Source organism: Anoxybacillus sp. FSL W8-0382 (assembly GCF_038003845.1).
Classification (GTDB): Bacteria; Bacillota; Bacilli; order Bacillales; family Anoxybacillaceae; genus Anoxybacillus; species Anoxybacillus flavithermus_G.
In genome coordinates this window covers 18781-44388 of the sequence record NZ_JBBOPX010000002.1, presented here as the reverse complement: position 1 = coordinate 44388, position 25608 = coordinate 18781, and the positions used below count along the sequence as shown (strand labels likewise).

Here is a 25608-nt window from a genome sequence, read left to right as displayed (position 1 = left end):
GTTTTCTCCCTTCTGAAACAAATTTGCTTAGGTTAGAACTTCGGCAGCGCCTCGACTGCATCAGCCAAATCACTATAGCTGTCTTTTAAGTATCGTGATGTCGTGGCGATATTGCTGTGACCAGCAAGCCTCCGCACTTTCTCGATATCGTTGTTCGTCGCCTTTAACATCCACTTACAAAACGTATGCCGGAACATATGGGGCGTAAGCTTTTTGTTCGGAAGGCTGTAGCTTTCAATCATTCGCTGGATGCCACGTACTGAAAACTTTGGTGAGCGCTGGCTGTAAAAGACATATGGCGATGCGGCCACATGCGGTTTCTTTTTCGCCATTTCCGCGCGAAACTCCAGCCAATCCTCCAGTTCCGCCAGTAAAATATTCGAGATCGGCACTGTCCGCACCTTCATCCCTTTTCCTACAATCCGAATTCGTTTCATTTCTAAATCTAAGTCCGTTAGTTTTAAATTTGATAACTCTTCCACCCGCAATCCTGCATAGGTAAGCAAGTACACCACCGCGCGGTCCCGCCGATATTTCTCCTCGGGATCGACCCCTCGGCTTTGCACCGGTTTTTTCCGCATCCGATGCAATAAGTCCTCAAATTCTTCTTCTGTGAGCCACATAATTTTTTCGTTCTCTTCATCGGCTGATTTTAAATCCTGGATGTCTTTCATTGGGTTCTGTTCGATCTTATGATGTTCGACCGCCCACGCATAAAAGCTTCGCAGCGAATTGAGCCGGCGATTGATCGTGGAGATGGCCAACGGTTTCCCTTCCACCGGATTCAACATTTGCTGGATCCATTTGCGAATGTCGGCCGGCGTGACATAATCACCCGGACGGATATGTAAATCGTTGAAAAAGATATTCAAGTCATTGGTATAAGAGATGATCGTGTTTGGGGAAGCGCCTTTTTCCTGAAGGTATGTAACATACTCATTCAACATCTTTTTCACCCCTTCACTTATACGACGAGTTTAAAATGATTCGAAGAGCAAATAATTACTTCGAAAAATAACATTATATGACGAGTATATCATAAAAAAGACGAGATTGTTAGACATATAATGTGAATTATACGACCAGTTTAATCACACATATAAGACGAAGAAACACCTCGTCTTGTTTTGTCGAATATCGTTGAATGCAACATATTTTATGTTATGTTGAAAAATAAACTCACCTTTTTTTAGAGTGAGTAACCTTATTTAGTGTTCTTTATTGAATTTTTAACCATTTAAACATCGCTTTCAGGTTAAGTGAATTTTAATTTCTTCTTTCACAGACCTTTATTCCAACCACAGTAATTTGCTCATAAAAAAAATAAAAAAATGCCTTATCACGATATTTTTTTCGTTCCAGCTATTCGTGTACTATGCTGACTGAATATACGTATTGTTATCAGTTATAGTTTATCTTATAGTTTAGACGAAATATTTCGCAATAAAATTAGCGTTTTAAAACATCGTTTTTCTTAAAACAAAGAAACTAAACGCATTTGATTCTACATATAATTTCGTGGTAACTTTAAATCACAAAAATAATCGAAGGGATGAAAATTATGGCAAAGAAACGATTTAACATCATACCGTCTATCACCGCTGAAGATGATACAGACTTGGCTTTAAAAGAGTATTACAGTTCCTGGCGGAAAACAAATAGCGAAAATAATTCATCTTTTATTGCTTTATATAGTTCCTTTAAGGAAAAACATCTTGCTGACCTAGAAGCTGGTCCTTTACGTTTGTACTTATATTTTTGCTTTGCCGCTAACAACAGCTATGGTCACAGTTGGCATAGTATTCAAAAAATTGCCGATTTTTTTGGCACACAAACACGCACAATTGATAACTGGATTAAGGTTCTGGTTGAAAAAAATCTTATTTACCGCGAACAGAAAGGTAAAAAATCTCATACTACATATCTCATTCCATACTCCAATACTTTAGTAAAACAAAAATTGCCTAAAAAAATAAAAGAAGATAATCAACAGGTATTGGATTCGCTTATAAAAGTAATCCAGCAACGTAAGTTCCTTTATGGAGATATCATAAAGGTATTTCACATTTTCCAATGGGGGAAAAACAAAAGCGAAAAACCCGTTAAGTCCAAAAATGAACAGCTGCTATTCATTATCACAAAACGAGAGGATGGTATATTAACCGGTCACCAGTATTTTTTAAGAAATTCGGGCCATTTAGGCATCAATACGTTAGAAGTGGGAGATGCTGCAATATTCAAAAGTCCTTTCCTGTTTAATAATGAACATGTAACAGGGCTAGCATTACCGCATTCTATTAGATTTAAAGATTCTAATACAGATGCTATTCTAGACCTACTAGAAAAATTGGCTTATGCCGAAGATTGGCAATTAAGTGAGCACCCAGAAGTGGAGTACGGGGAGATATCGGATTTACTTCAAGACGAAGAACTTTCAGATGAAGAGTTAAGCAGTGATGGTCATGAAGAATAGGGGGAATTACTTATGAAACCGGAACAAGTTGGTGTAATAAATCAGCAAGTAATCAAAAAATTAGGTTTAAGTATAAAAGAAAATACACCCATTATGCTGGGTGAAACGAATATCGAGCATATGAAAAGTGAACATCCTGATGATTTTGAAAAGTATTTTAATCAGTTAAAGAACATATTATCTGCTCCTGACTATATAGCAAAACATCCGAAAAAACCATCAATTGAATACATAAAAGTATTCTATGATGAAGATAAAAAGGACCATGTTTTGGTGGCGGTCAGGGCTAGTAATCGCGGTGTTTTCTATGCACGTTCTCTTTTCATAATGTCCGATGAAAAAGTGGAAAAGTATAGAAAAAAAGGAGCATTAATCGAATATGAAAAAGAATAAAAAGCCATAGCATATATTACGCTATGGCTCCATCCGATCGGCAAAGCTTTAGGCGGGGTGGCACTCCCGCATCTCCAGCAAGGGCGATGGCTGCCTGTTCCATCCTCTGAAAGCTTTGCCTGAATTAATTATACGCAACTTTATTCGCTTTTATTATACATAAGCTTCTTTGGTTTTTCAACTGTCACAGATCTGGAAATATTTTTATATCCTGAATCCGTGATGGATTGACATCGACTTTGACTTTTTTGCTGGTTTTATGGATGTGTGATCCACCATTCCCTTTTTATGTTTAAAACAGATGTCATCTTCACTCTCAGAAATGAAATAAATATCTTTTTTAGGTATATAAACCAAAGAAAAAACAAAAAAGGACAGAGGGTTAGGATGAGTACAGAATTGCGAACAATCGTTCGTTATGCTCCTTCTCTCCATTTTATGTAAATGTTCAGAAGGGGTTCGCTATAGCCACTCCTTCGCGTCAGTTTCATCCAGATCTGTCGTGATCGGCGGACGAGTCGACCTGCCATCGTGATCACCGTCTGAATGATCGTCTTGATGCGGCGGCGTTTCACTTTATGATGTAATGGATGTCTCGGATCGCTTAATAGATCTTGTCCAATCAGGCGAAGAAGGTTGTACACGAATGCTCCCATGACTAACACGAGCGCATTCGTTTTCATCTTCCCTGATGGAAGTCGCTCTAAATCTAAGTCGCTTTTCAGTTCGCTATGAAACTGTTCGCATGTCGCATGATCGTGATACAATGCGAGCACATCACTCATTCGAACATGCTCGTATCCTTCGAGGCGCACCCAGTAGCTTTCGACTTCGTAATCAGGAACGAGCATCAGCTGTCCATTTCGTTCCATCGTTCGTTCCGTCACTTGGGTGACTTGAACGTACGTATACGTGTGTCCATCGATTGCTGCGGTCTGTGGAAGGCATAACTCATACGTTTGTACTCCTTCTGTTTGTCCATCATCGACGCGTCTGCCCTTTTGCGAAGCGATCTGGAACCAAAGCGCTTTCGATTCTCGGCGTAAGTTTCGCTTGATGACAAAGTCCACGTCTTCCTTTAGACATACGTGCACATTCGCTTCCGCATCGTTTCCTGCATCCATGCGGACAAGCAGACGAGACGAGGTCAGCGGACGAGCTCGACGGATAGCGGTAGTTAAAAACGAAGGCATGTTGTCTTGTACATGTTGTTTCCCTGGACGCAGCTCGGCATGAACGATATACCCTTCCTTCCCTGCGTACGCAAACAACGGCGTAAAACCGTCAAATCCTTTATACGTTCGACTCACTCCTTCTTTCTTCGTATCGGAGTTGTCAAATGGGGAAGCATCTATATCAAGGGGAAGCCATGTCGTTTTCCCTTTGGTCCAACAAGGGGACAAGGTAGCGTGTTGTCGAACCAACAGACGCATCGATTCCTCCCAAATGATTGCTTCGGTCATCGGAAGACAAGCGAGCTGATCGAGACGCTGTCGCAACGTTGGGGAGGAAGGCACGTGCTGAATCCCCATCGATGCCGAAAAGATATCGTCCTGACGATACGCTTCGATATGATCGAAATCCGTTTTTCCTGTGGCAAGCAAGCCAATCATCGAGCGAATGACATCGCTATGGGAAATGTGCACATCTCGACGAACCGTTGGAAGCCGAAGTGCGTTTACCCGTTTATCCAGTTTCGTTCGATGGAGTAAGTAGCCCACGAGAGCAAGCCCAGCACTTGGAGTAATCGCTTCATCTGTCAATACAAACCGAATCGGGAAATCTTTCATCACATTCACCTACTTGATGAAGAGTCGTCAACGTCGTTTTCCCTTATCGTATCAACGGTTTGCGACCATTGTAAAGATGTTTTGTCACGGATTCAGGATTAAAAATAAAAATTGAAAAAGTTTGTCTTGGCGCATTTTTAGGCCGTTGCATTTAAAAAATGCAACAGGCCAAAAATGCGTTTTATTTATTATCTCCTTCCCAAGTAAACTCCTCCCTTTACCTCGCCCCATTGTAATTTTTGCTTGCTAGGCGCGTAAAGGGTCTGCGCTCTTCGGACGGCTTGGGGAAGCCAAGTCGGCTAACCAACCCTAAAAAACATAGCTTTTAAGGCTTGCTGAGATGCAGTGTACGTTACTGAAAACTTAGGAATTCCTATAATCTTGATTATGTTGCATTCCAAGATTGAAAAAGTTTGTCTTGGCGCATTTTTAGGCCGTTGCATTTAAAAAATGCAACAGGCTAAAAATGCGTTTTATTTTTTACCTCCTTCCCAAGTACGCTCCTTCCTTTGCCTCTCCCCATTATAATTTTTGCTTGTTAGGCGCGTAAAGGGTCTGCGCTCTTCGGACGGCTTGGGGAAGCCAAGTCGGCTAACCAAGCCTAAAAAGCATCGCTTTTAAGGCTTGCTAAGTCATTGGGCTTCCCACAAGCCGTCAACGAATCGCTTGATACTTCGTATGCTCCACTTCGTTCCGCACCCTTCTACCCACCTTCGCGCAAAAATTCCCCCACCGGCAAACAAAGAAAGGAGTGTTCAACCATGGAAAAAATCTACGAAATCCAACGCATCAAACAAATCGTTCAGGAGGTGGAAGAGCGACACAAAATCCGTTGTCCGGAGGATGCAGCAAAAGTGGCAGCACACTTCATCGGCGACGACGACAGAGAAGTGTTCTTAGTCATGTGCCTCAATACCAAAAACGAAGTCGTTGCCGTTCATCGCTGCCATATCGGTTCACTCAACTCATCCATCGTTCACCCAAGAGAAGTCTTTAAGGCAGCAATCCTCAATAACTCAGCTAGCATCATCGTCGCACATCAGCATCCAAGTGGTGACGTCACTCCATCGAGAGAGGATGTTGAAATGACAAAACGGCTAGCAGAAGCCGGAAGGATACTAGGGATTGAAGTTCTCGATCACCTAGTCATCAACTACAAAGCAGAATACACTTCCCTCAAAGAAAGAGGATTCTTTTCCTGAAGGAAGGTTTTCCTCCTTCCTTCTTCTTTTTCTTTCTTCCCCTTTCTCCATTTTTGAATAGCATCGAGCTTTTCAAAAATGGGCTGTTTTAAAGCGTTGCAATAAAACAGCCATTTATTTTAGGAGAAATGTTGTGATATACAACATTTTATGCTATTATTGTAGTAACTTACAACAAAGAGGTGGATTAAATGAAAAATACTACACAAAAGATCATCAATCAATTTCCTCAATTAAAACCTTTACTGGATGAATCCAATAAAGAAGTATTGAAAACTTCCTCAACATTAAGTGAGTTAGAAAAGACATTTTTGCAATTGGCTCGATTCTTTGAAAAACCGAATGAGGAAGCATTCTCGCTCCAATTACTATATCAGCACCTTGAAGATGAATGGCTGGAATTTGCGTTGCAACTAATCGTGGAGTTTTTCAGAAACGAAACGTATTTGATTAAAAACCCTAACTTCTCGATCATTAGAGACTCCCAAGACTACTACACCCAAAGTGATTTTGCGCGCTATCTAGAGGATAAAGGAATTCATTTCCCCCAAAACAAGATTGCTGTCTATCGCAAAAGAGGAAAGTTCCCAAAGGAAGACTTAGTAGTAGCCGGAACGCCATACTGGTCAAAATATACCGTTGAAAGCTTTGCCAAGCATTTATTGGAGCAACAGAAGAAATGATCAGGGAAAAAATATAGCAAAATTTTGATTGAACAAAAGGGGATACGTTTTAAAAAGCCATAAATGCCCTATAGAGACGCTTTTTCTCTTCCGAATATAAAACCATTACTTTGCAATTGAAGACGCGTTATACGCCAATCTGAGAAGCCGTTTTTTTAAGGTATTAACCAACAACAAACACTAACAGAGTCTTATTTTATTGCCTCCTTCCCAAGTATGATCCTTCCTTTGCCTCACCCCATTATAATTTTTGTTTGTGAGGTGCGTAAAGGGTCTGCGCTCTTCGGACGGCTTGGGGAAGCCAAGTCGTCAACGAATCGCTTGATACTTCGTATGCTCCACTTCGTTCCGCACCCTTCTACCCACCTTCGCACAAAAATTCCCTCCTTCTCAAACAAAGGAAGGAGGTATAGCAGATGAAAGAAGTCGTTGTCCTCACTTTTATCCTAATCGCAGCAGCCATTTTCCTCTTTTGGATGTCCCAGTTCATCCCGAAAACACTTCAACCATTCAATAAAGTCATCTACGGAAGCATCATAGCAATACTAGTAATCTACTTCATCGTCGAAATCATCAGATTCAACTTCTGATGAGGAGGTTCTCTCCTCTTTTTTTGCAAGAACTCTCCCTGTTTAAATATTGATTAATTAAAAATATGTTCATTTGGAAAACAAAAAAGATGTTGTAACTTACAACAATAGATGTTATAATAATTGTAGTAAGTTACAACAATATAGAGAGGGAGTCAGTATGAAAACTTGCCCGTACTGTGGAAGTGGGGTACAAAATCACCAACATCGTTATTATTGCGGCTTTTGCAAAATGAAGCTTGATCGAAACGAAGTTCAGGAGAACGGGAAAAGAAAAAATCTCCTTCCTCAACAGCACCCGACGATCGAAGACGCTAAAAAACCCACTCCTGAACTGATGAAACTCTCCACTGTCGAATTGCTTTACCTTCTTAAATTAGCTCGAAAAGAACGATCAGATACGTATAACAACCGGTACATTTTCATTCAGGCGATGAAGCAAGGAGCGAAGGAATTTTCCGATGCAGAACAATACACGTATAAGGAGTATGAGTACTGGACGAGAAAATGCTTTGTCATCGAAAACATCCTTCGCGAACGAATCGGATTCATCCCTAAAAAAATCAATAAAGAATTCATTCAAAACATGGTGGAAAGGATGCAGCAACCCGTGAAAGACATGAACATCCAGCCTCCCAAAAAAGAAGTGGAGAAGGTGAAATGATCGCCCCTCTCCACTTCTTTTTTAGATGTTGTTGATCGCTGCTTCCAGCTGCTTGATCTGTTCATTCAATTTTTTCACTTGTTCATCACGTTTTTTCACGTCTTTTTCATTTTTTTGCACCTGTTGCACCTGCATTTTCAAATCCTCGACTTGTTTTTTCTTCATCTCGAAATCCTGGACTTTCTGGCTCAATTCAGGAGATTCCGCAGCCAATTTTTTAGCTTCATCCATTCTCCCCAAATGAAGATATGCGCTTAATAATTGGTTTTCCCGTCTCTCGGTCATTTTCACTTTGTCTTTTAATTGAACTACATCTTCCCATTTCTTATCTAGGTAAGCAACCTCATAATTAACAACTGGATTATCAACTTTACTTTGCAGCGTTCGTAGATCATCGTACTTTTGATTACTAACTAAGTCGTTCACGACTTTTTCTGCATATTCCGGCTTCAGCTTAATGGCTTTTTCGGGCTGTCCTGTCTCTTCATATAGACTCAACATCACTTTTTGGTCTTTCTTGCTCAGATTATCAAATCCCAATCGCTCCAATTGATCTAACGCTTTTTGTTTGTCTCCCGTAATTGCCTGCCGGTAAATACCGATGAGCTTGTTAGATGGAATGATTTCTGTCTGTTCTTGTTTAGCTTTTGCTTCTTCAGGCTTGGAAAAATCAAATGCCCCTGTTGAGTTTCCAATGAGAATGACCAAAGCGAGTGCCGAAGCAGAAAGATACACGTATTTATTATCCCAAATCGACTTTTTCTTTTCATATGGTGCCGAAAGATTCGATTTTTTCTTGGAGAAACGCCAGACTGGCTGTTCAACAGTAGCAGCCGTTTCTTTTTTCGTGTTCCATTTTTCCTTAAAGGCCACAAAGACGCTTGGTTTCGGCTGCTCTTTTTTCTCCTGTTCTAACTGACGTTCAATTTCCAAAATCGTATCTTCTACAACTCTCCCGATTTCACTAACGGATTTTCCGTGCAAAATGTTTTCCGCAAAACGGATGACGATCTCCCGTTGATCGATGAAATTAATCCGTCTTGGTTTTCCCAACACACGATGAAGGGTGGTTAATGCCAGGATAATCGTTTCTTTTAGTCCGTCCACTGCATCTTGCGATACATGAATCGGATGTTTGTCAAATCCAAAGATGAACGTTTTGATTTTCCCATCCGTCAAGTCCACAAGAAGGCTATTTTTATCCCATAAAATCGGCGTCTGTTCAATATTTTTCGCCATTTCCACCAGCGAACGAAGATAGTATAACTGTTCCTCAAACGGGAACTGCCGAATATAATGAAAAGCTTTCATTTCCTCTAACTGGAACGTGAAACAGAAGCGATTTCGTACTACTTCGAGGTTGCTCGCAAAGAGATAGTAAGGGGAATCCATTAATTCTTTTCCTTTTTTTCTGTAAGATTCCTCTAATTCTCCTAAATCACTGGCTTCCGTATAGGCGATAGGGATAAAATACCGAAGCTCATTATTTTGTACCTCAACTTCGCCATATTTGTTCAGAGGAAATTGCATAAGTATCACCTCTCTTTATTGGATGTTCAGTTCTTCTTTTACTTCTTGCTGGATTTCTTTCCGATTGTATTCATCGTAATAAGCGTCCTCATCTTTTTTCTCCAAGTCTACGCTGTTCAACATTGGCGCGTCCAAAATATAAATTTCTCCGTCTGTTGTTTTAACGAAGCGAATAAACGACTCTAACTCAACATCTTCCGAAGACGTATCAGACTTAACAGTATATTTAATTGGTAATCTTAACTCATGAACATCAATGTATTTATAGTAAATTTCTTCAAATTCATCGCCTAACTGAAAACGATCTCGACGAAGAATTAATTTGCTGTCTTCTTTCGTACGTTCAACAAATGATGTATATTGCGGGTTTGCAAAAGCAGATTCTGAGTGGATTAATTTTTGTTTACGAGCTTTTTGGCTCAACTCTTTATGAACTTTATTGTTATCTTCATCGCTAAAAATAGAACGCCCGTGAAACTCAGTGAGAAGAACAACAAATTTTTCAGCTTTTTCCTTTGCGATCTGACGATCTTTTCGAGTAAAGACGCTTTTTGCTTTTTCTTTCGAATTGTCTTCTTTCGCCTTTGTTTTTTCCTCTACCTTCGTACTTTGTACTTCTTTTTGATCGTTCTGACATCCAAACAGGAACATCAATGAAACAGCTGTGCCGATTATCATCCATTTTTTCATGTCTATCATCCTCCTTATCGTCTCATCGCTACCCTGGCGATGGTTTTCGCTCCTGACATTACAGAACGTGCTGAACCGGTGCTCAATCCCCATTGACCTAAAAGGGATGGCAACGTCACAGCGAGAATGAAAAAGGCTGTTCCGATAAATAGATTGGTCGTATCGCCGAAATACTGCGGTCTCTCAAAAAAGCGTTGCAGTCCAATGGCCGTAGCGATCAATTGTAACGCTAGCGTGAGAAACGCGCTGATGAATTGTTTGAACCAGAAATCAAAGAAGTTAAAAGTATCATTAATTTTTGTAACGATGGCGATTGGACCGACAATATACAAAATCGCAACGAGAGCGATTCGATAGAAAAACTGTAGCGCTAGAACCACCAGAATGATTCCGATGACTAAAACAGCGATGAAAGCAAATACCCCAGGAGAAAGCAATATATTGGAGATCATATTTGCTACCATATCCTGAGTTTGAATTGTATCGATAATTTCGGTCATAAGTTTTTCTTGAAAGTTCAAAATCCAATGAACGATGGATTCATACAAGAACAGGAACACACAGATCACAAAGATGCTTACGAGCTTTTCGTTCATGACAATCGGGCCGTCATCCGCATCCGCCATGCGAAGGCTCATAATTTTTGTCATGTTAAATACAATGAAGATCGCCAATACCGTTTTTGATAATGCGAACAGTCCATCTTGGTATCTTTCATACAACGGATTCTGAATGATGTCTGTAGGGGAAATAATCGTCTTTTTCATGATTTCCTTAATGAATTCCATCGCTGAAACTCCCGTTTCAAAGATGAATTTATAGATATGGCAAGTAACCTGAAATTTTCCGCACTCAATCGTTTGACTGTTTTGATCGTAGTTTTTCAGAATCTCGATATAAGCGCTCATAGATTCATTCTCGTCATCTGAGTTTTCCGGTTCTTCAAAGAACATTTTGTTTTTTTCATAAAAATCTCCTGTTTTCGCCAAACTTGCCGTTGGAAAGATCACCAAGGACAACAGAAGCGCAACGACCAGGACTCGAACAAATTTAGCCAAAGATTCTCCCCCCGATCTCTAGCAAAAGCAAAATGAAGATAAATAAGATAACCGTCCACCCTACCGTCAATCGATATTGATACTCCCGAATTTCTTCCTCCGTCATTTCTGTGCGATACGTGAGGAAAAACTCTCTTTTCTTTCGCTCCACCGGCTTTTCATACAGCTTAAGTACAAAAGAGAAAAAACGATCGTAGACAGCGAGTATTTTTTTTGTAATCTGATATATCTGTCTACGCCGTTCCGGCGTTAGTTTCACTTTCCCTCTCCCCCTTTTCTTTAACTGGCTTGACCGGCTTTCCGTAGCGCTTCTTCAGCTTGTTTCCGCAACATTTCATCCCGGCTGTCCTTCAGTAAAGACATTTCTAAATGATCGACTTTCCATTCCCCGGCGTCTTTCACCCAATGAGAGTTGACCGTTAATGTATGAATATAGTCATCCCCGTATTGATTAGGGTCACCTGTTTCATATCGGACCTGTACGATGGCATACGATTCAGCTTCGTTATCCTTATTCTTAATTTTTTTCGTGAATAGTTGCTGAATCTTCATTTCATTGACTTCTGCCATGTTTTTTTCAGTTGGTGTACCATATTCCTTTTCACCAGTTTCATATTTCTCCAACTGCTCTCCAGTCAGATACTTTTTATGTTTGCCATAGATCAATGCTCGAATAAAATCTTCTGATCGTTGATTAAGCTTTTCAATGTCTTGATACTTTTCAATTGTTGCTTTGGCTTCCTGAAGGTCCGTATACAAGAGGAAGCTAAAGCTTCCTGCAATCAATAGAAGAGCGACTAGCACAAGGTTAGTAACGGTGATTCTCATTCATCTTCCTCCTTCTTTGCTGGCTGGAAGTACGTCATTGGGTCTACTCTTTCACCATAGATGCCGCCTAGCTGAACCTCAAAATGCAAGTGGTATCCCGTTGAGGAACCGGTTGTTCCGCAAGTACCGATCTTCTGTCCTTTCTGCACCGTGTCTCCTACGTCTACATCCACATGTTCCATGTGGCCGTACAAGGTGAATTTATCGCCGTGATCGATAATGACATGATGACCGTATCCGCCACCATATCCGGACTTCACGGACACTACAATTTGCCCCCCGTCAGCTGCATAAATTGCATCACCTCGCGAACAAGCGAAGTCTGTTCCCTTATGAAATTCCGTTTCACCTCCGAACGGATCACTCCGATACCCAAAATTAGACGTGATGCTCATCGAACCGGTAGGCAGCGCGAATTCTCCTGTCCCCATAACTTCGCAATTCATCGAGAGGCCGCCTAGTTCATTTGCGATATTGGTGACTACTGGCACCCAATTCGCGTTTAAGTTCGAGGGGTCATTATTCGCTCCAATTGGAGCGTACTTTGCCCCGATCTGTTGAATCGTTACTAATCCTTGAGATATATAGACCCGATACAGGTTTCCTGCCATAAAATCGATGCCGTCTTCCAGGCTATCAAATACTTTTAACTTTCCAGTGTTCGGGTCCATAATGCCACCAGGATTGTTTTTGGTTTTGACCGCATTGGATGTTCCGTATCCTGTTTCATGCAACGCAATGGCGATGAGTAGCACGGGATCAATACCGTATTTTTCAGCTGCACTCATGAACACATCTTTTTTTCCAGCAAAAACTCCGGCGTTAGATAGCACTTCTTCAATTCTTGCTTCATCCACTTTTCCCTTCGTACACATTGCTACTCCGCCTGAGATATTGGAGAAGCTCTCTTCTTCCCCGAAAATCGCATTACTGACAGCGCCGATCAGTACAACCACACTTAGTATGCCTATCCCCATCCATACAAGTGGTTTGCGAAGAAGAAACCAGTAAACAACATCTCTCATAAGACCAACTCGCTTAATTTCTTCCGTTCAAACCATAGTTGTTTTTCAACATCCGTTAGCTGCACTTCCAATTTGATTTTTTTCGAGCCGACAAAATAGATGCCCTTACCTGCTTGTTCGTCTTTTCGCCCCTCAACGACCGTTAATGTCGTTCGTTCCTCTTCAGAAAATTGATGTCCAAGTTCTTTCTCCAAGAAGTTGATTTCTACTTCTTGCATCGGGAGATATAAACGTTGAATAGCTTGTGAAATGACAGCTTCCCCATAGTTTCGTTTATCGTCTTTCGCGGACAGAAAGTCTTTAATCGACTGGGTAGCCGGTGTCACTCCGCAGTTAAACGATCGTAAGACTTTCATCATGAAATACACGTATTCCATCGCCAGAGGCACTTTTGGGTCAGCGATGATATGCGCCTCGTCAATATACACTTGTGTTGGATGACGGTCACCGTTCAAGATGTCATAGTTGATATGAGATAATAGGTTGAAGTATACTACTCGTTGTGCTTTTTCCCGGTTTTGGAGGTCAAAAATATCATAAGCGACAAGTGGATTCGACACATCCACGTTGGTATGCCCATTAAACACTTTGGCAAACATGCCTTTCGCATAAGCGTGCAACGTGGTATGGAAGTCCCTTACGTGCTCATACTCTTCAGGGTTTGTTTCCTTGATTTCTTCAAGAAAATGATAGAAGTCTTCCATGATCGGAAAGTCCGTTACTGCTAATGCGTTCACGTCTGTTTCTTCCGTGATGCCAAACTTGCCGTACAACTCAATTAATAACTTCGACAAGACATCTTCCTGTAAATCCGTCATCTGCGGATACATGAGGCGAAACATCGTCAACAAGGTACTGATTTTAGCAATTAGTGGATTTCCTTCTTCATGTTGATTTTTCGGAATATCAAACGGATTGATGATGTTCCCGCCTTTTAGGCTGATTTTCACCCACTCACCGCCAAGTGTACGAAATACCTCCCCGAATTCTCCTTTCGGGTCGATCACGATGATTCTGCGTCCTAACATGTACTTCCGCATCATATCTTGAAAAATGTAAGTGGATTTCCCAGAACCGGAAATTCCAATGACAAATTCATGGCGGTTTAACAACAAATCGTCGTCCACGATTACCACGTTGCCGGTCGTCATGTTGCGACCTTTAATAATGCCTTTTTCATCAAAAATCTCATTTTCATGAAACGGAAAGAAATAAGAAACGGCTTCCGCGTTCATCGGGCGATATGTCAAGTCATATACTTTGTTTTTGCCGATTGGCAAGAAGCTATCAAACGCATCTTTCATTCTGGTTGTCGGGGTTAATGTTTTGGCAAATGGCCCGACGATGGCTTTCACTTGTTGAGTCAGCGCATCCAGCTCTTTCAGGTCGTTTGCAACAATGTGAATCAGCATTTGAAACATGAACATTTTTTCGTTCTTGAAACTTAGCTGATGGAGCAACATTCTAGCACTGTCGATCTGCGCTTGTGCTTCGGCTTTTCCTGCATCATTGACGTATTTGGAATATAGTTTTTGACTGTTTTGCTTAATGCTTTCCGATAAATGTCTCCGCACTTCTGAAGAATCGTACTCCGTTATGTACTGAATGACGCTAATGTTATCACTCAGATCATTTAGACGTTGAACATATTCCTGCACAATAATGGACGAATACTCTACAACCACAAGCGTTCGGGTATAGTTCGTACCCGAACGGACATAACTCTCTTTTTCTTCGATACTGTCAGGAGAAAGCAAATTCAAAATATGTTCATTAGCGTTGTGATACGATTCCTCCAAACTCTCTTCTTTCTTTTTTCGAAAAAAAGGAAGTGTAAGTCTCATCGTCCTTCCCCCTGGCTTAAATGATTTTCTCCGTTACTTCTTTCTCCCATCTCTTTTTCATCTCGATATATGTCTCTTTTCCCAGCGTGATTGGGAATGTACTTGTTTTGATTTCCGCATTGACTTGTGCATTTTCGTAGTCAACGCAGGTGTAGATGAGATGGAATAACTCTTCGTTGTTTAAGATTTCTGCTTTCAGCTGAAAGCGACCGCCGAGCATATTCTCGATTTGAGAAACAAGGATTTTTGCCTGTCGATCAAGTTCCTCCAAGACACTGTCTCTGTTCTGCACCGTGAATGGTTTGGAAATAATGACATATCGGTTTCGAGATACCATGTTTTTAGACTTTTGAATATCATCGATAAAATCAAGATATCCTTTCGCCAACAATTTTTTCGCTATATCTTGTTCTCGGAATGTCTGCTCTTGGATGAACAGGAAGTAGTTTTTCAAATTGACTGGTTGCGCGATCTGGCTGATTTGGATCGTTAGATTTTTTGGAAGGTCGTTGAGGAACGTTTCGTAGGCTTGAAAAATCATGCGTTTCTCTTTGTTATTTAGCAACGAAAGATTAATGCTCGACACTTTGATCACTTTGACTAATCGTTTGTCCGTTGTTTCGTAGCAGTCGGAATAAATGTTAGAAATGCCAAGCTGTTCACGAACATCTTTTTCCTTCTTCTTTCCCATCAGATCACCCTTTGTATATACGAACAATTTTTGACGGTTGTTGTACTTGATGCGCCAAACAATCCGGTGTTCGAAAAACGAAATGTTCTTCCGATCGGGATGTTGAATCGTCAGCAACAGTAAGAACGTTGCCCAGGGCGCAAAGCAGACAATCACGTTTTGCGAATTAATGCCGATTCCCGTTCGATGGATGATATACAGAGCCACAATGCCAGCAATCAATAAAGGAAGGGAGATCAGCACGTCTCGATACCGAATGAAAGAGAGTAAATACTTTCGGGTATCAACGTTTAGAGGTAGCTCTATCTTCCCCTCTTCCCGCAACTGTTCCCTTCGTTCAGCGATCGACTGTGTTTCATATGCCAAATTCATTCACCCCTCCGATTAGAGGTTGCTTTGGAAGTAGTACACGATCGGGCGAGCAAGCAAAAACACAATCAACCCAGAGATGCACAAAAACAACCCCCGTTTGAACTTTGCTTGATTTTCTTCTCCACCAAATGCCGCCAATAGGCCACAAATAAGAATCCCAATGGCGAACAAAGTGATAAATGTAGACGTAATGTCTCTAAACAAAGAATTCAATAGCCCTCGGAGTTGGTCAAACACAATCATCCCTCTCCTTTCCAAATATGGATTATTTTTCTTTTTTTGATTATATGTAAATTATATCATAATCGAAGAAAAATGTAAATAAAAAATAGCGAATTTTTTTCGCTATTTTTTTAAATTTCACAAATTGAAATCCTCACAGATTTGCAAAGCGATTAAATGTAGATAAAATTGCCTAGTTACGTTGATGTCATTACTTTTTTTATCTAGCACCTTTTTTGTGCGTGTATTCATATTTAGATGAAGATATTCTCGTTTCTTTATTTGGAACGGGCGTATCTGCACATTCTTAGCCAAGAGATAATACGAAAACAAGAAACTCATTGCAATAGAGTTAGATTTGCAAAAATCAGTTATTTTTTTTTTTAGCTCCTCGTCCATATTGGTGTTGATATAGTCACGACTTAAATCGTTGTTTTTGGCTTCTATATCTCCGGCTAAGGGGAAATCTTTTTCGTTCTTTTTAAAATAATCAGAAACTAACAGCCCAAAAAAAGTTCTTTTTGATAAACCAAAACGATCGATTTGTTCAATTTTTTGCGCCATTTCCTCCGTCAAAAAAATCGTCGTCTGGGAATCGAGATTGATCTTTTCTCTCAACGCTTCCAGTTGCTCGAAACTATATCCTTTTTGCAGAATTTCTGCCAAGGCAAACGCGATAACGTTCCTCTTGCTTGTTCCCATTTGTTCGGCAATCTTCCCGATTAGCTCATTGATTTCACGATTAATGGAGATCGTCAATCTCATACCAATATACCCAACCCTTCACCTTGATTTTTGATTAACTTTAAACCTAAAGTTAATCTAAGTATACCAGTTTTAAAAACAATATACAATATTTACCTGTCCAAGATAATTGGGAGATCGCTGCGCCAACCTGGTGGAAATGGAGCGCTATGCTCGAAGACACGGGGACAGACATTGTCGCGCTAAAGACGAGAGAATGACGCTTGAAAGCGCGGCGAACAAAGTCGTTAGTGGTGTCCAGAAAACGGAGGACATCGCCCGGGAGTCAGATGTACCTCGCGCTATGACACACTACGGCGACAAGCTAGACCCTTTGTTATAAAGGATTCCATATGGATTGTATCGAATGTATATCGTATGAGGAGGCGAAGACGAATGCGAATGAAGGAATATTCCACAAAAGATATAGCGAATATCGTTGGTATAGCGACTCCAACCGTTCGCAAATATGCTCAAGCGCTCGAAAAGGCAGGTTATACATTCATAAAGAACGATCAAGGATTTCGTATCTTTACCGATAAGGATATTCAAATATTTGAACGTATGAAAGAAATGTCCAATGATACAGGGATGCCAGTAGATCGAATCGCATCAATGCTTGTCAATGAACAAAAAAATGACGCATCTGACCCGATTCGTATCGAATCAGAAGTCGCTACACCACCAGAAAATGAGTTGAAAAATATAGATGAAAGCGATATAGGTCGCATTGAGCATCAATATGAAGCGTTAATGAAAGGAACACAAAAACAAGAGAAGGTCACGTTGGAGACAGCAGCGACAACGGAGGACAAAACAACAGAGGACAAGGAGACAGGGATGGCTGTCGAGAATTTTTGGAAAATAGACCTTGTCGCGACTCGAAGATTAGTAGTACAATAGAGACAACTAAATAAGGACGGAAATGAAAAAGGATTCTCAACGTGTGTAAGTGGTGCGGCAACACCCTTACACCGTTCGCCCTGACGCACCAGGGCAAACACCTGTCGAGAATCCCTTCGTTACTATGCTTATGTCTATATTGTACAGGTTATGCGCTAGTAACGCAAGGGGTTAATTTTGGCACATTTTCGGGACATGTGTTTGCCTTGTTTAACGGCGAACGCGTGTCCTTTTTCGTTTCCGACAACAAAAGGGAGGAAACGAGAGAAAATGGCCAAAAAAGCAATCGAAATCATTTTTAGCGAAGAAACACTCGCAAACTTGCAATCTTTTAAATCGGTCGAAGAACTCAACAAAACAGTTTATCGCTACAAAAAACGAATCAAGCGCTCGGACTATAAAGGTAAACAAAACGCGCTCGCTATCCTTGAATATTTAAAGCGCCATTCATGTAAATTTACCGGCGTGTCGTGGAAAGGCAAACGCAAAATCGCCGCCGACCTCGGCATTAGCGACAAAACGGTGACTCGCGTTTGTCAATGGCTCGAAAAAAACGGATTTATTCGCCAATACGAAATGAAGCGCCCGTCCGACATGCGCCAAACAGCGAACGCGATCGTCATTCAGCCGATTGAGGACGTTGAAGTTGTCGCACAAGTGTCCGACAAGCAACCGGCCGAAGTGTCCGACCAAGAAAACTCATATTCTAAAACCGATAAACAAGACGAAAATATAATTAATAAGACGCTACATACAGCCGAAAAAATTGTTCGTTATGTTGCGATTAAAGTAAACGAAGCGCAAAAACGAAGCCCAATCGGAATTACATACTTGTCGGCATATATCGAAAAAACACTCGACGACCTAATGCAACGTGCAAAAGCGAAGGCCAAAGCCGAAAAAGCCCGCGCCCAACAACGCAAACAAGCCGACTACAAACCGGTCGGATTGATTTGGTACGACTTTACGAAAGAGCCGACGAGTGCCAGCGCCAGCCAGCCGACAAGCCAGCGCAAGCCAGCGTTTGACAGCGAAAACATGTTTGCGCCGTTATTGCAGGCTGTCGCACGAATTAAGGGCATTGAGGTGTGACACACTCGTTTTAAGGCGTCTAACAGGCGCGTAGAGACGTCTTTAAGTCGGGGGAATATTAAATAATTCCACGCCTCCTAAAACGCGATATACGCCGATTATGACGGTCGTTTGCTTACGTACTCGTGCAACTACCTTCGTATATCGTTGATAAACCGAAAAACGCTGGCGGCTCTCGTCCGGTAGAGCTGACGGAAGATGAAATTTTAGGAGGTCTGTAAAATGCGGTTATCACAACGCGACAAAGCGATTATCGCCGATATTAATAGATTCCGAGTCATGGACCGTGATTCGATTGCGGAGTTGCATTTCAGTCATTTAAAACGCCCGATTAACAGCGCAAACACCGTATTAAAACGCCTTGTTACCGACGGGCATATTCGCCGGTCAACGAAATTCGGGGCGCCTTATTTGTACTTAAGCAGAGAAACGGCGTTAAGCGAAGACTCCGCCAAAATCGGCCATTACCTCGCGATATTGGGCGTATATAAAGACATTCTTCGTCACGGAACACTTGACGTCTTCAAGTCGAGCCGAAGTATGGAAGTAAGGGAAATGTTGAGCCAGACATGTTTTGCATATTCCGAAAGCACGGTATAACTGGCCGGACTCCGTTTTTCATCGAGGTGCAAAATACGTTCTATTCGCAAAAAGTCATGACGCAAAAGCTAAAGCGATACGAGGAGATTTACCGGAGTGGATTAATCGCGCAGGAACCGTGGCAGCCGACCGACCGTCCGCCCATTTTTCCGATCGTGCTAATTATATCGGGACAACGGTACGCTATTGACGACAGCTACCCGTTTCGGGTGATACAAGCGCAATCGTTCACGCAATTTATGCAGTCGTTGAAGCCAGCGAAGCCGAAGGAAGAACAACGACCGAAACCAAAGACAGCGTCCCAACTGAAATATAGTGGAGGGATCAAGATTAATTTAGGTGTTAAATAAAAGAGCGTAGTCCTCGTTTTATATGTCGTAGTAGGTGATGTCCCGCATTCTATTTTTTTGTGATAATATAGAAATAAATTTACGTCAGACAAAAAAGGTGATTTCTATGAGAGAAGGACGATGCTATGAACAACATGATTTTCAGGTATTGATCTTATCCCAGTTTGCCCAACGCCGAACGTCTACAGAAAAGGAAAAATGGGAGCTACAAAAAGAATATTCGCGCCTGATTCGTGAGATTCCTCAAATGTGGGAAGAATTCGTGCGGAAAAATCAAAACATTTATAATCGCTTTGGATATTTAGATGTCGTGGTATATGATGATTTAACGTATGAACGGAAAAAGCTAAAACAGGGACGCCCTAAAGAGGAAAATACGCTATCGCATCGTGTAACCGTCCGGTTGGACGATGAGAGTTATCAGTTGTTGAAACAATATTGTCAGACAAAAAATATTACCGAATCAGCAGCGATTCGGGAGTTAATCCAAACTCTGAAATGGAAAATATGGTGAATATAAAACAGGCTGACCTAAAGGTCAAAACCTTGGTCAGCCTGTTTAGAAAAGATTGTTTATATCCACGTTTTTATAGAGATCATTATCATCATCTTGGTTTTCTTTATCTCGGTCTTTTTTCGGGTCTGGATTGTTTAAGGATTTCGCGGCTACTTTCTCTGCCTCTTCATTGTCTGCTTCTTCATTTTGGTTTGAGACTGTTCTGTTCTCTTTGGATGTACCGGAAGAAAACTCTTGATATAGTATTCTTTGTATATCGTAATCCATGATGTCTTTGATTCCGAAACGGTTAATCATGTGTAAAACAATGTTAGTAAGAGAGACTTGAATATTTTGTTGCTTGTCCAGCCATTCATTAATCAAGTCACTTTGGGGGGTGTCAGCCACCCTCCAAGTGACGATTTTTCGTTTTGCCACGATCACTCACCTCGATCAAGCGTGTTGCTTAAATAGAATTTTTTCGTTAATGACATGCAACCCGTTTACATTCATGTCCACGGCATATTTTTCTGGAATCCAAAGGACTTCACAGTGTACGGTATTTGCAAAGTCCAATAGCTCCTCATATAGCTCTTCTTTGAACTGGATGCTGCCTCCACCATACACGGCAATTACATCCACGTTTCCGGCGATGTCGCTGTATTTTTCTTGAATGTCTTCTAGAATACGTTGAGCCTGCGAATACCGTGCTTCTTGCATGAAGCGAACGGCTAAATCGTGAAGATGATGGGATGGATCTCTAAAAATGTCCATAAACTGCTGGCGGTTTAGGTTCAAAAAGCCGCCAACTTCCTCTTTCAGCAATTGAGTAGCTTCTTCCGTGGCATGACCCACTCCTCGTTTTTCCCCTGAACAAACATCTGTCACAGGATTCATTCCAACAGTATAGATATATTCCGTTGTTCCATCGCCAATATCCACGTGGAGAATTCGTTTGTTAGCGAAATCTTTTGGCACAGCTTGTTTTTTATAGTGCTCGTTATAATTCTTCAGAATTTCATTTTCACTTTCCAATAAGGCATATAGAGCTGGAATGCCTTCTTGAGTGACTTTCACAGTCTGAAAATGGAGTGTGACGGTCACAGGAGTTTCTCCGACATATACAATCACCACATGATCGTTGCTAGTGAAACGTCCTTCAAGGTATCTGGCTTGATCGGCACTATATTCTGACGCAGGGATTGCTGTTGTCATTGAGACATCTACTGAAATTGATGGAGGAAGCTCTTGATTTTCTTGATATGCTAATTGAACTGATCGAGCAGCAAGCATCGATAGCGTCATTAAGACTGGAATATCGTGTTTTGATTTATTCCCTAATTTGATATTCATATTTTCTACTTTATCGGCCGTCATATTGGCGCGTTTTCCGATGAAGTATAGGCCACTTCGTTTCATAGCGTTACTTGTTACATGAACAATCAATTCATCCAACAAATTAGCAATGTTTTTTTCCACATTTGTTTCCATCACATTTGGCTTGGATAACAGACGTTTGACCACCGATGGTTGTTTTATGAGCGTATCGTTCACGATCATTTTTGTTTCCGAATTCCCAATATCATTAGCCACCACTAATTTCATTTAAACTCCCCCTAATAATTCATTTTACATTCAAATTAAATTTATAATTAATTCTTATATACATTATAAAGCATTAATGTTATATAATCAATCAAAATGAATTTAAAAAATAAATATTTTTAAATGTATTTTAAATGCAAATTTAATTTATATAAGATTCACTATTATTTTTCATTCATATTTAATTTATTTTAAATTCATTATTCATTTATTAGGGGTATTATCATTCTATATTCATTCAAATTGAATGTTTTATTCATTCATCTGTTTATAAAATAGGTAGGATTATCGGAATGAATGGAAAGCAATAGAAAGAGGATCAGAGAGGTGAACATACAAAAAGACCGATTGATTTCGGTCTTTTTCTGTGGTTTAAAAATCAACATTAAAATTTAACAGAACCAAAAATAAAATACCTAAAAAACGGCTTCTCAGATTGGTGTATAAAAGAAAAAGATCATCGGATTAACTCTAAATCCTTTTCTTTAGTTTTAGCTTTTTCTTGCGTTCGTTTTTCTTCTAACTCTTGTTTTAGTCTTGATTCCAATTCGTTGAAGCGCTGAAGCTCTTCCTTGTATCGTTTAGGATTTTTTTCAATATACATGATGGCTCTTCTTAGGGTTTTTGATCGAGCGTTTTCGATTTTTTGATTCAGCCGTTGTTCTAGTTTCTCCATTCGCTGCAATTCGGCTTTGTATCGCCGAGGATTTTCCTGTAGTTTTGTTTTCAAAATCATTAACCTGTCTTTAGCTTCCACTAAACGAAAAACGGTTCGTTTTGGGTCTTTTTTTAACGCAGTTAAAGCTCTTGCAATTTCCCTTCGTTCTGCTTTTCGAATGCTCACTTCTAGTTTCGATTCTATGCGTTGGAGGCGTTCCAATTCTTTTTTATTCTTTTTCGGGTTTTCCATCAGCTTCTGTTTAAGATCGTTCAGGTTTTCTTTTGCCTTCAGTAGAGTTTTAAGTGATTTTTCGTTTGATTTAGTTTCTTCCAATTCGCTTTTTTCAGGAGAGGGAGGATTTAACTTTCGTGACCGTTTAGCCTTTTCCAAAATCTCTTCAAGTATCTCATACAAACTTTGGTTGATGTGATCTCGGGAGTCCATATTTAACCGTGGCCTCCTTATTCTTTTTTCTTAAATTTATCCGGCTTTTTTTCGTTGATGTAGTTCGCGAAAATCTTAAACAATTCTTCTCGTTCTGGGATTGTCAAGTGTTCCAATTCGAAGTATTTTTCCGCCAGTGCGCCGGTTTGTATTAACCGATGCGCTCTTTTTTTACGTTCACGTTCTTTTGCCAATCTTAATATTTGTCGTTTTCTTTCTTCCAGTTGTTCAATTCGTTTTTGCATATCACTGATCGGACGTTTCTTTTCCATTGGATTCCTCCGTGTTTTGACCACTACCGAAATATTTTTTTGCTTCTTCTTTGAATTTGTCAATCAACAATTTCGCCTGCTCGATATCTTCAATATCCCACGTTTCCATTAGATACTGACCGATTTCTCTTTGAGCTTGCTCGATGTATTTTCGCTGCTTCTCCTGCAATTTTTTGATCTGTTCCTCAATCTCTTGTGCTCTGGACAAAGGGTCTTTTCTTGCCATTTCATTCACCCTTTCTTCTTTGAATATTTCTTAAGAATATTTTACATGATGAGTAATTTTATGTCTATCAAAATAAGAAAATTATGGTATAATAAAGTCACGAATGAAACGAGTGCCCATTTATACCCCTTTCAGGGGTAAATGGGAACTCGCTTCGCTCGATAAAAAGTTTGTCTTCGACAAATGACCCGCAGGGGCTAAAAAAATTAAGAAAGGAGGAATGACGATGGCATACTTTCTATTCCGTACACAAATCATCAATAAAGCAGATCGTTCAGCCGTTGCTTGTGCTGCCTATCGAAGTGGAGAAGCATTGTATTCAGAACGGGATGGATTAACGAAAAAATACGGCCATCGTGACATTCCTCCGGAAACTTATATTCTTGCGCCAAAACATGCTCCAGAGTGGGTCTACAATCGCGAACGTTTATGGAACGAAGTGGAGAAAGTTGAAAAACAACATAACGCTCAATTAGCTAGAGAAATCATCGTCGCTCTTCCAACACAATTAACCAATGAAGAGCAAACGCAATTACTTTTGGACTTTTGTAAAGAGAATTTTGCAGATGAAGGAATGGTAGCAGACATCGCCATTCACCGTGATAAAAAACATAATCCACACGCTCACATCATGTTAACGATGCGCCCGTTTAACGAGGATGGAACGTGGGGACAGAAACGTAAAAAAGTGAACGGAAAATCCGTTCATTTAACAAACTGGAATGATAAAGAAACGCTTCTGAAATGGAGAAAAAATTTCGCCGATCGGATCAACGAAAAATTCAAAGAAAAAGGAATCAATGACCGAGTTTCGCATGAAAGTTATGAGAAACAAGGGATTGATAAAGTACCTCAAATTCGTCTTTCTCGTGAGGCCTATCAATATGAACAACGAATGAAAAGAGAAGCTGAAAAGCAAGGAAAACCGTATGAGCCGGTTACGTATTACGGTAAATTGAATCAAGAAATTCAACGCATCAACCAAGAACTAAAAGCGCTAAAACAAAAAGAAAAAGTTGTATCCATTTCTGAATATCAAGAAGAAAAATCATTGAACGAAACGATCGAATCCATTCGTAAAAATGCCTCTTTAAACGATGTAGAAAAAGCATCGTTACTTTTGGTTGCCAAGCGAGCAAAATCGTATGTTGATTTTGCTGTAGCAAGACGTGTATATCATGATCTCGCTGAAGGCAATTGGAAGAAAAAAATCGACAGCCAGCAGCTGAAGCTGCGAGCGCTTAAGAATGTCATCGATAAGGCGTATCATGTGTATCAGCAAGAACCAAAACAAGTGATTCAGTACGGCTTCCATCCAGGAAAATTTAATGAGCAACTAAGAGAAAAAATCGCTCAACTTAAAGAGATGGAGAAATCCTTTGAAAACGAGTTAACCAAATACGAAGCTGTTCTGAAGAAAGCCGAATTAGCACTGGAAGTGCAAAAGCGGCTAACAGAAGAAGAGTTCCGAGTCTTGTATCCTCATGCCGGAGCTGACTTCCGGATTGAAGAAAAACATCATGCCGTTCAATACTTTAAGGACACAGGGGGTGTGTTGCCGGAGAGTGAAATTCCTGCTTATGCGGCGAAGAAAGAGCAAGAGATTCATCGGATGCCGACCTTCGCGGAGCAAACCCGAAACATGTATCAAAGCCTCTTTGTTTTGAATCGCACGATTCAAAAGCAATCGAGAGAGCGCATGGAGGCGTTGAAGGCAAGAGACTTTGAGCAGGCCTTTGAAGCGAGCCGGAAGATCGAGCAATGCATGTTGAGAAAAGAAAAGATGAGCAAGGAGCTTGAGGAAAACAAAGCCGTCTTGCAAGCCATTTTGAGCGAGCATTACGGCAGAGATGTATCGATCACGAACACGGCAGCCTTGTTGCGGTTGCATGAGTTGGTGGAACGCGGCGAAAGCAGCAAAGACCTTGAAGCAGATTTACGCCGTATCCACGTTAGCGAACAACAAAAACTCGAACGTATGCCAAAACCTGAAACAGAAGCGCAGATCATGGAGTATCAATACCGGCAACATGTGGCTGATGGCTTGTTAGAAGCGATAGAAGAAGCACAACGAGCGAATGATCGCAAGAAATATGAGAAAGACCCAACGAAGAAACGGCAACGCAGAAGATATCGTGGTCAAGAATTTGAACGCTAAGG

28 protein-coding genes are annotated in these 25608 nt (G+C 40.7%); 11 read left to right on the top strand and 17 right to left on the bottom strand.

Translation table 11 applies throughout. From position 1 onward, the window contains the following. Window positions 1–32 precede the first annotated feature (32 nt). Window positions 33–947: a tyrosine-type recombinase/integrase gene (locus tag NSS60_RS14890; RefSeq protein WP_340720986.1), complete on the bottom strand. Its 915-nt coding sequence runs from the start codon at window positions 945–947 to the stop codon at window positions 33–35. A 614-nt stretch (window positions 948–1561) separates the two neighbouring features. Here NSS60_RS14890 and NSS60_RS14885 point away from each other — a divergent pair. Beyond that, window positions 1562–2473 carry a hypothetical protein gene (locus tag NSS60_RS14885; RefSeq protein WP_241736743.1) on the top strand — a complete coding sequence of 304 codons (912 nt, stop codon included), beginning with the start codon at window positions 1562–1564 and terminating at the stop codon, window positions 2471–2473. A 12-nt stretch (window positions 2474–2485) separates the two neighbouring features. Beyond that, on the top strand, window positions 2486–2866 hold the full coding sequence (locus NSS60_RS14880) for a PBECR3 domain-containing polyvalent protein (protein WP_192950989.1): 381 nt from the start codon (window positions 2486–2488) through the stop codon (window positions 2864–2866). Window positions 2867–3282: 416 nt separating this feature from the next. Here NSS60_RS14880 and NSS60_RS14875 read toward each other — a convergent pair whose 3' ends face one another. Then, the gene (locus NSS60_RS14875) at window positions 3283–4656 is read right to left on the bottom strand and encodes an IS1380 family transposase (RefSeq protein ID WP_340720985.1); all 1374 of its coding nucleotides are present in this window, start codon (window positions 4654–4656) and stop codon (window positions 3283–3285) included. Window positions 4657–5417: 761 nt separating this feature from the next. On the opposite strand from NSS60_RS14875, the gene NSS60_RS14870 reads away from it, so the two are divergent. From NSS60_RS14870 to NSS60_RS14860, 3 genes are all read left to right on the top strand, one after another. Next, a complete protein-coding gene (locus NSS60_RS14870; RefSeq protein WP_080985678.1) occupies window positions 5418–5858 on the top strand; it encodes a JAB domain-containing protein in 441 nt (146 codons plus the stop codon). 191 nt (window positions 5859–6049) lie between these two features. Further along, window positions 6050–6541: a hypothetical protein gene (locus NSS60_RS14865; RefSeq protein ID WP_012301104.1), complete on the top strand. Its 492-nt coding sequence runs from the start codon at window positions 6050–6052 to the stop codon at window positions 6539–6541. Between the two features lie 750 nt (window positions 6542–7291). After that, window positions 7292–7795 (top strand): hypothetical protein, encoded by a 504-nt coding sequence (locus NSS60_RS14860; protein ID WP_241736749.1) that lies wholly within the window; start codon window positions 7292–7294, stop codon window positions 7793–7795. Window positions 7796–7816: 21 nt separating this feature from the next. Here the strand turns inward: NSS60_RS14860 and NSS60_RS14855 are convergent, their stop codons facing one another. From NSS60_RS14855 to NSS60_RS14810, 10 genes are all read right to left on the bottom strand, one after another. Beyond that, on the bottom strand, window positions 7817–9325 hold the full coding sequence (locus NSS60_RS14855) for a hypothetical protein (RefSeq protein ID WP_192951009.1): 1509 nt from the start codon (window positions 9323–9325) through the stop codon (window positions 7817–7819). Between the two features lie 15 nt (window positions 9326–9340). Continuing rightward, window positions 9341–10015, bottom strand: coding sequence for a hypothetical protein (locus tag NSS60_RS14850; protein WP_241736748.1), 675 nt, complete (start codon window positions 10013–10015; stop codon window positions 9341–9343). Window positions 10016–10029: 14 nt separating this feature from the next. Further along, window positions 10030–11073 (bottom strand): conjugal transfer protein TrbL family protein, encoded by a 1044-nt coding sequence (locus NSS60_RS14845; RefSeq protein WP_340720983.1) that lies wholly within the window; start codon window positions 11071–11073, stop codon window positions 10030–10032. Next, on the bottom strand, window positions 11066–11332 hold the full coding sequence (locus NSS60_RS14840) for a hypothetical protein (RefSeq protein WP_192951006.1): 267 nt from the start codon (window positions 11330–11332) through the stop codon (window positions 11066–11068). The genes NSS60_RS14845 and NSS60_RS14840 overlap by 8 nt, the downstream gene beginning before the upstream one ends. A gap of 20 nt (window positions 11333–11352) precedes the next feature. After that, window positions 11353–11901, bottom strand: coding sequence for a hypothetical protein (locus NSS60_RS14835; RefSeq protein WP_340720982.1), 549 nt, complete (start codon window positions 11899–11901; stop codon window positions 11353–11355). Next, window positions 11898–12926, bottom strand: a complete 1029-nt coding sequence (locus NSS60_RS14830; protein WP_340720981.1) for a M23 family metallopeptidase — start codon at window positions 12924–12926, stop codon at window positions 11898–11900. The genes NSS60_RS14835 and NSS60_RS14830 overlap by 4 nt, the downstream gene beginning before the upstream one ends. Further along, window positions 12923–14770: a VirB4 family type IV secretion system protein gene (locus NSS60_RS14825; protein ID WP_340720980.1), complete on the bottom strand. Its 1848-nt coding sequence runs from the start codon at window positions 14768–14770 to the stop codon at window positions 12923–12925. The genes NSS60_RS14830 and NSS60_RS14825 overlap by 4 nt, the downstream gene beginning before the upstream one ends. Window positions 14771–14786: 16 nt before the next feature. Continuing rightward, complete coding sequence (locus NSS60_RS14820) at window positions 14787–15833, bottom strand: hypothetical protein (RefSeq protein WP_192951002.1); 1047 nt, start codon at window positions 15831–15833, stop codon at window positions 14787–14789. Window positions 15834–15845: 12 nt separating this feature from the next. Next, on the bottom strand, window positions 15846–16076 hold the full coding sequence (locus tag NSS60_RS14815; protein ID WP_241736747.1) for a hypothetical protein: 231 nt from the start codon (window positions 16074–16076) through the stop codon (window positions 15846–15848). A 117-nt stretch (window positions 16077–16193) separates the two neighbouring features. Beyond that, entirely contained in the window at window positions 16194–16820 is a 627-nt protein-coding gene (locus NSS60_RS14810) for a hypothetical protein (RefSeq protein WP_340720979.1), read from the bottom strand. A gap of 375 nt (window positions 16821–17195) precedes the next feature. On the opposite strand from NSS60_RS14810, the gene NSS60_RS14805 reads away from it, so the two are divergent. The 5 genes from NSS60_RS14805 (at window position 17196) to NSS60_RS14785 (ending at window position 20258) form a co-directional block, all read left to right on the top strand. Beyond that, a complete protein-coding gene (locus NSS60_RS14805) occupies window positions 17196–17702 on the top strand; it encodes a MerR family transcriptional regulator (protein ID WP_241736745.1) in 507 nt (168 codons plus the stop codon). Between the two features lie 177 nt (window positions 17703–17879). Then, window positions 17880–18794 carry a helix-turn-helix domain-containing protein gene (locus NSS60_RS14800; RefSeq protein ID WP_192951001.1) on the top strand — a complete coding sequence of 305 codons (915 nt, stop codon included), beginning with the start codon at window positions 17880–17882 and terminating at the stop codon, window positions 18792–18794. Between the two features lie 222 nt (window positions 18795–19016). Continuing rightward, a complete protein-coding gene (locus tag NSS60_RS14795) occupies window positions 19017–19394 on the top strand; it encodes a hypothetical protein (RefSeq protein WP_340720978.1) in 378 nt (125 codons plus the stop codon). Continuing rightward, on the top strand, window positions 19364–19744 hold the full coding sequence (locus NSS60_RS14790) for a hypothetical protein (RefSeq protein WP_340720977.1): 381 nt from the start codon (window positions 19364–19366) through the stop codon (window positions 19742–19744). Before NSS60_RS14795 ends, NSS60_RS14790 begins: the two co-directional genes overlap by 31 nt. Window positions 19745–19850: 106 nt before the next feature. Continuing rightward, complete coding sequence (locus NSS60_RS14785; RefSeq protein WP_340720976.1) at window positions 19851–20258, top strand: CopG family transcriptional regulator; 408 nt, start codon at window positions 19851–19853, stop codon at window positions 20256–20258. Between the two features lie 45 nt (window positions 20259–20303). Here the strand turns inward: NSS60_RS14785 and NSS60_RS14780 are convergent, their stop codons facing one another. The 5 genes from NSS60_RS14780 to NSS60_RS14760 all read right to left on the bottom strand — a co-directional run bounded on the left by NSS60_RS14780 (window position 20304) and on the right by NSS60_RS14760 (window position 23448). Continuing rightward, complete coding sequence (locus NSS60_RS14780) at window positions 20304–20678, bottom strand: hypothetical protein (RefSeq protein ID WP_230581387.1); 375 nt, start codon at window positions 20676–20678, stop codon at window positions 20304–20306. A 15-nt stretch (window positions 20679–20693) separates the two neighbouring features. Further along, window positions 20694–21845, bottom strand: a complete 1152-nt coding sequence (locus tag NSS60_RS14775) for a ParM/StbA family protein (protein ID WP_049624667.1) — start codon at window positions 21843–21845, stop codon at window positions 20694–20696. Between the two features lie 457 nt (window positions 21846–22302). After that, window positions 22303–22950, bottom strand: coding sequence for a hypothetical protein (locus NSS60_RS14770; RefSeq protein ID WP_192952490.1), 648 nt, complete (start codon window positions 22948–22950; stop codon window positions 22303–22305). A gap of 17 nt (window positions 22951–22967) precedes the next feature. Then, window positions 22968–23222, bottom strand: a complete 255-nt coding sequence (locus NSS60_RS14765) for a hypothetical protein (RefSeq protein ID WP_192950998.1) — start codon at window positions 23220–23222, stop codon at window positions 22968–22970. Continuing rightward, window positions 23197–23448: a hypothetical protein gene (locus tag NSS60_RS14760; RefSeq protein ID WP_192950997.1), complete on the bottom strand. Its 252-nt coding sequence runs from the start codon at window positions 23446–23448 to the stop codon at window positions 23197–23199. Before NSS60_RS14760 ends, NSS60_RS14765 begins: the two co-directional genes overlap by 26 nt. 226 nt (window positions 23449–23674) lie before the next feature. On the opposite strand from NSS60_RS14760, the gene mobQ reads away from it, so the two are divergent. Further along, complete coding sequence (gene mobQ / locus NSS60_RS14755; RefSeq protein WP_340720975.1) at window positions 23675–25606, top strand: MobQ family relaxase; 1932 nt, start codon at window positions 23675–23677, stop codon at window positions 25604–25606. Window positions 25607–25608: the final 2 nt, after the last annotated feature.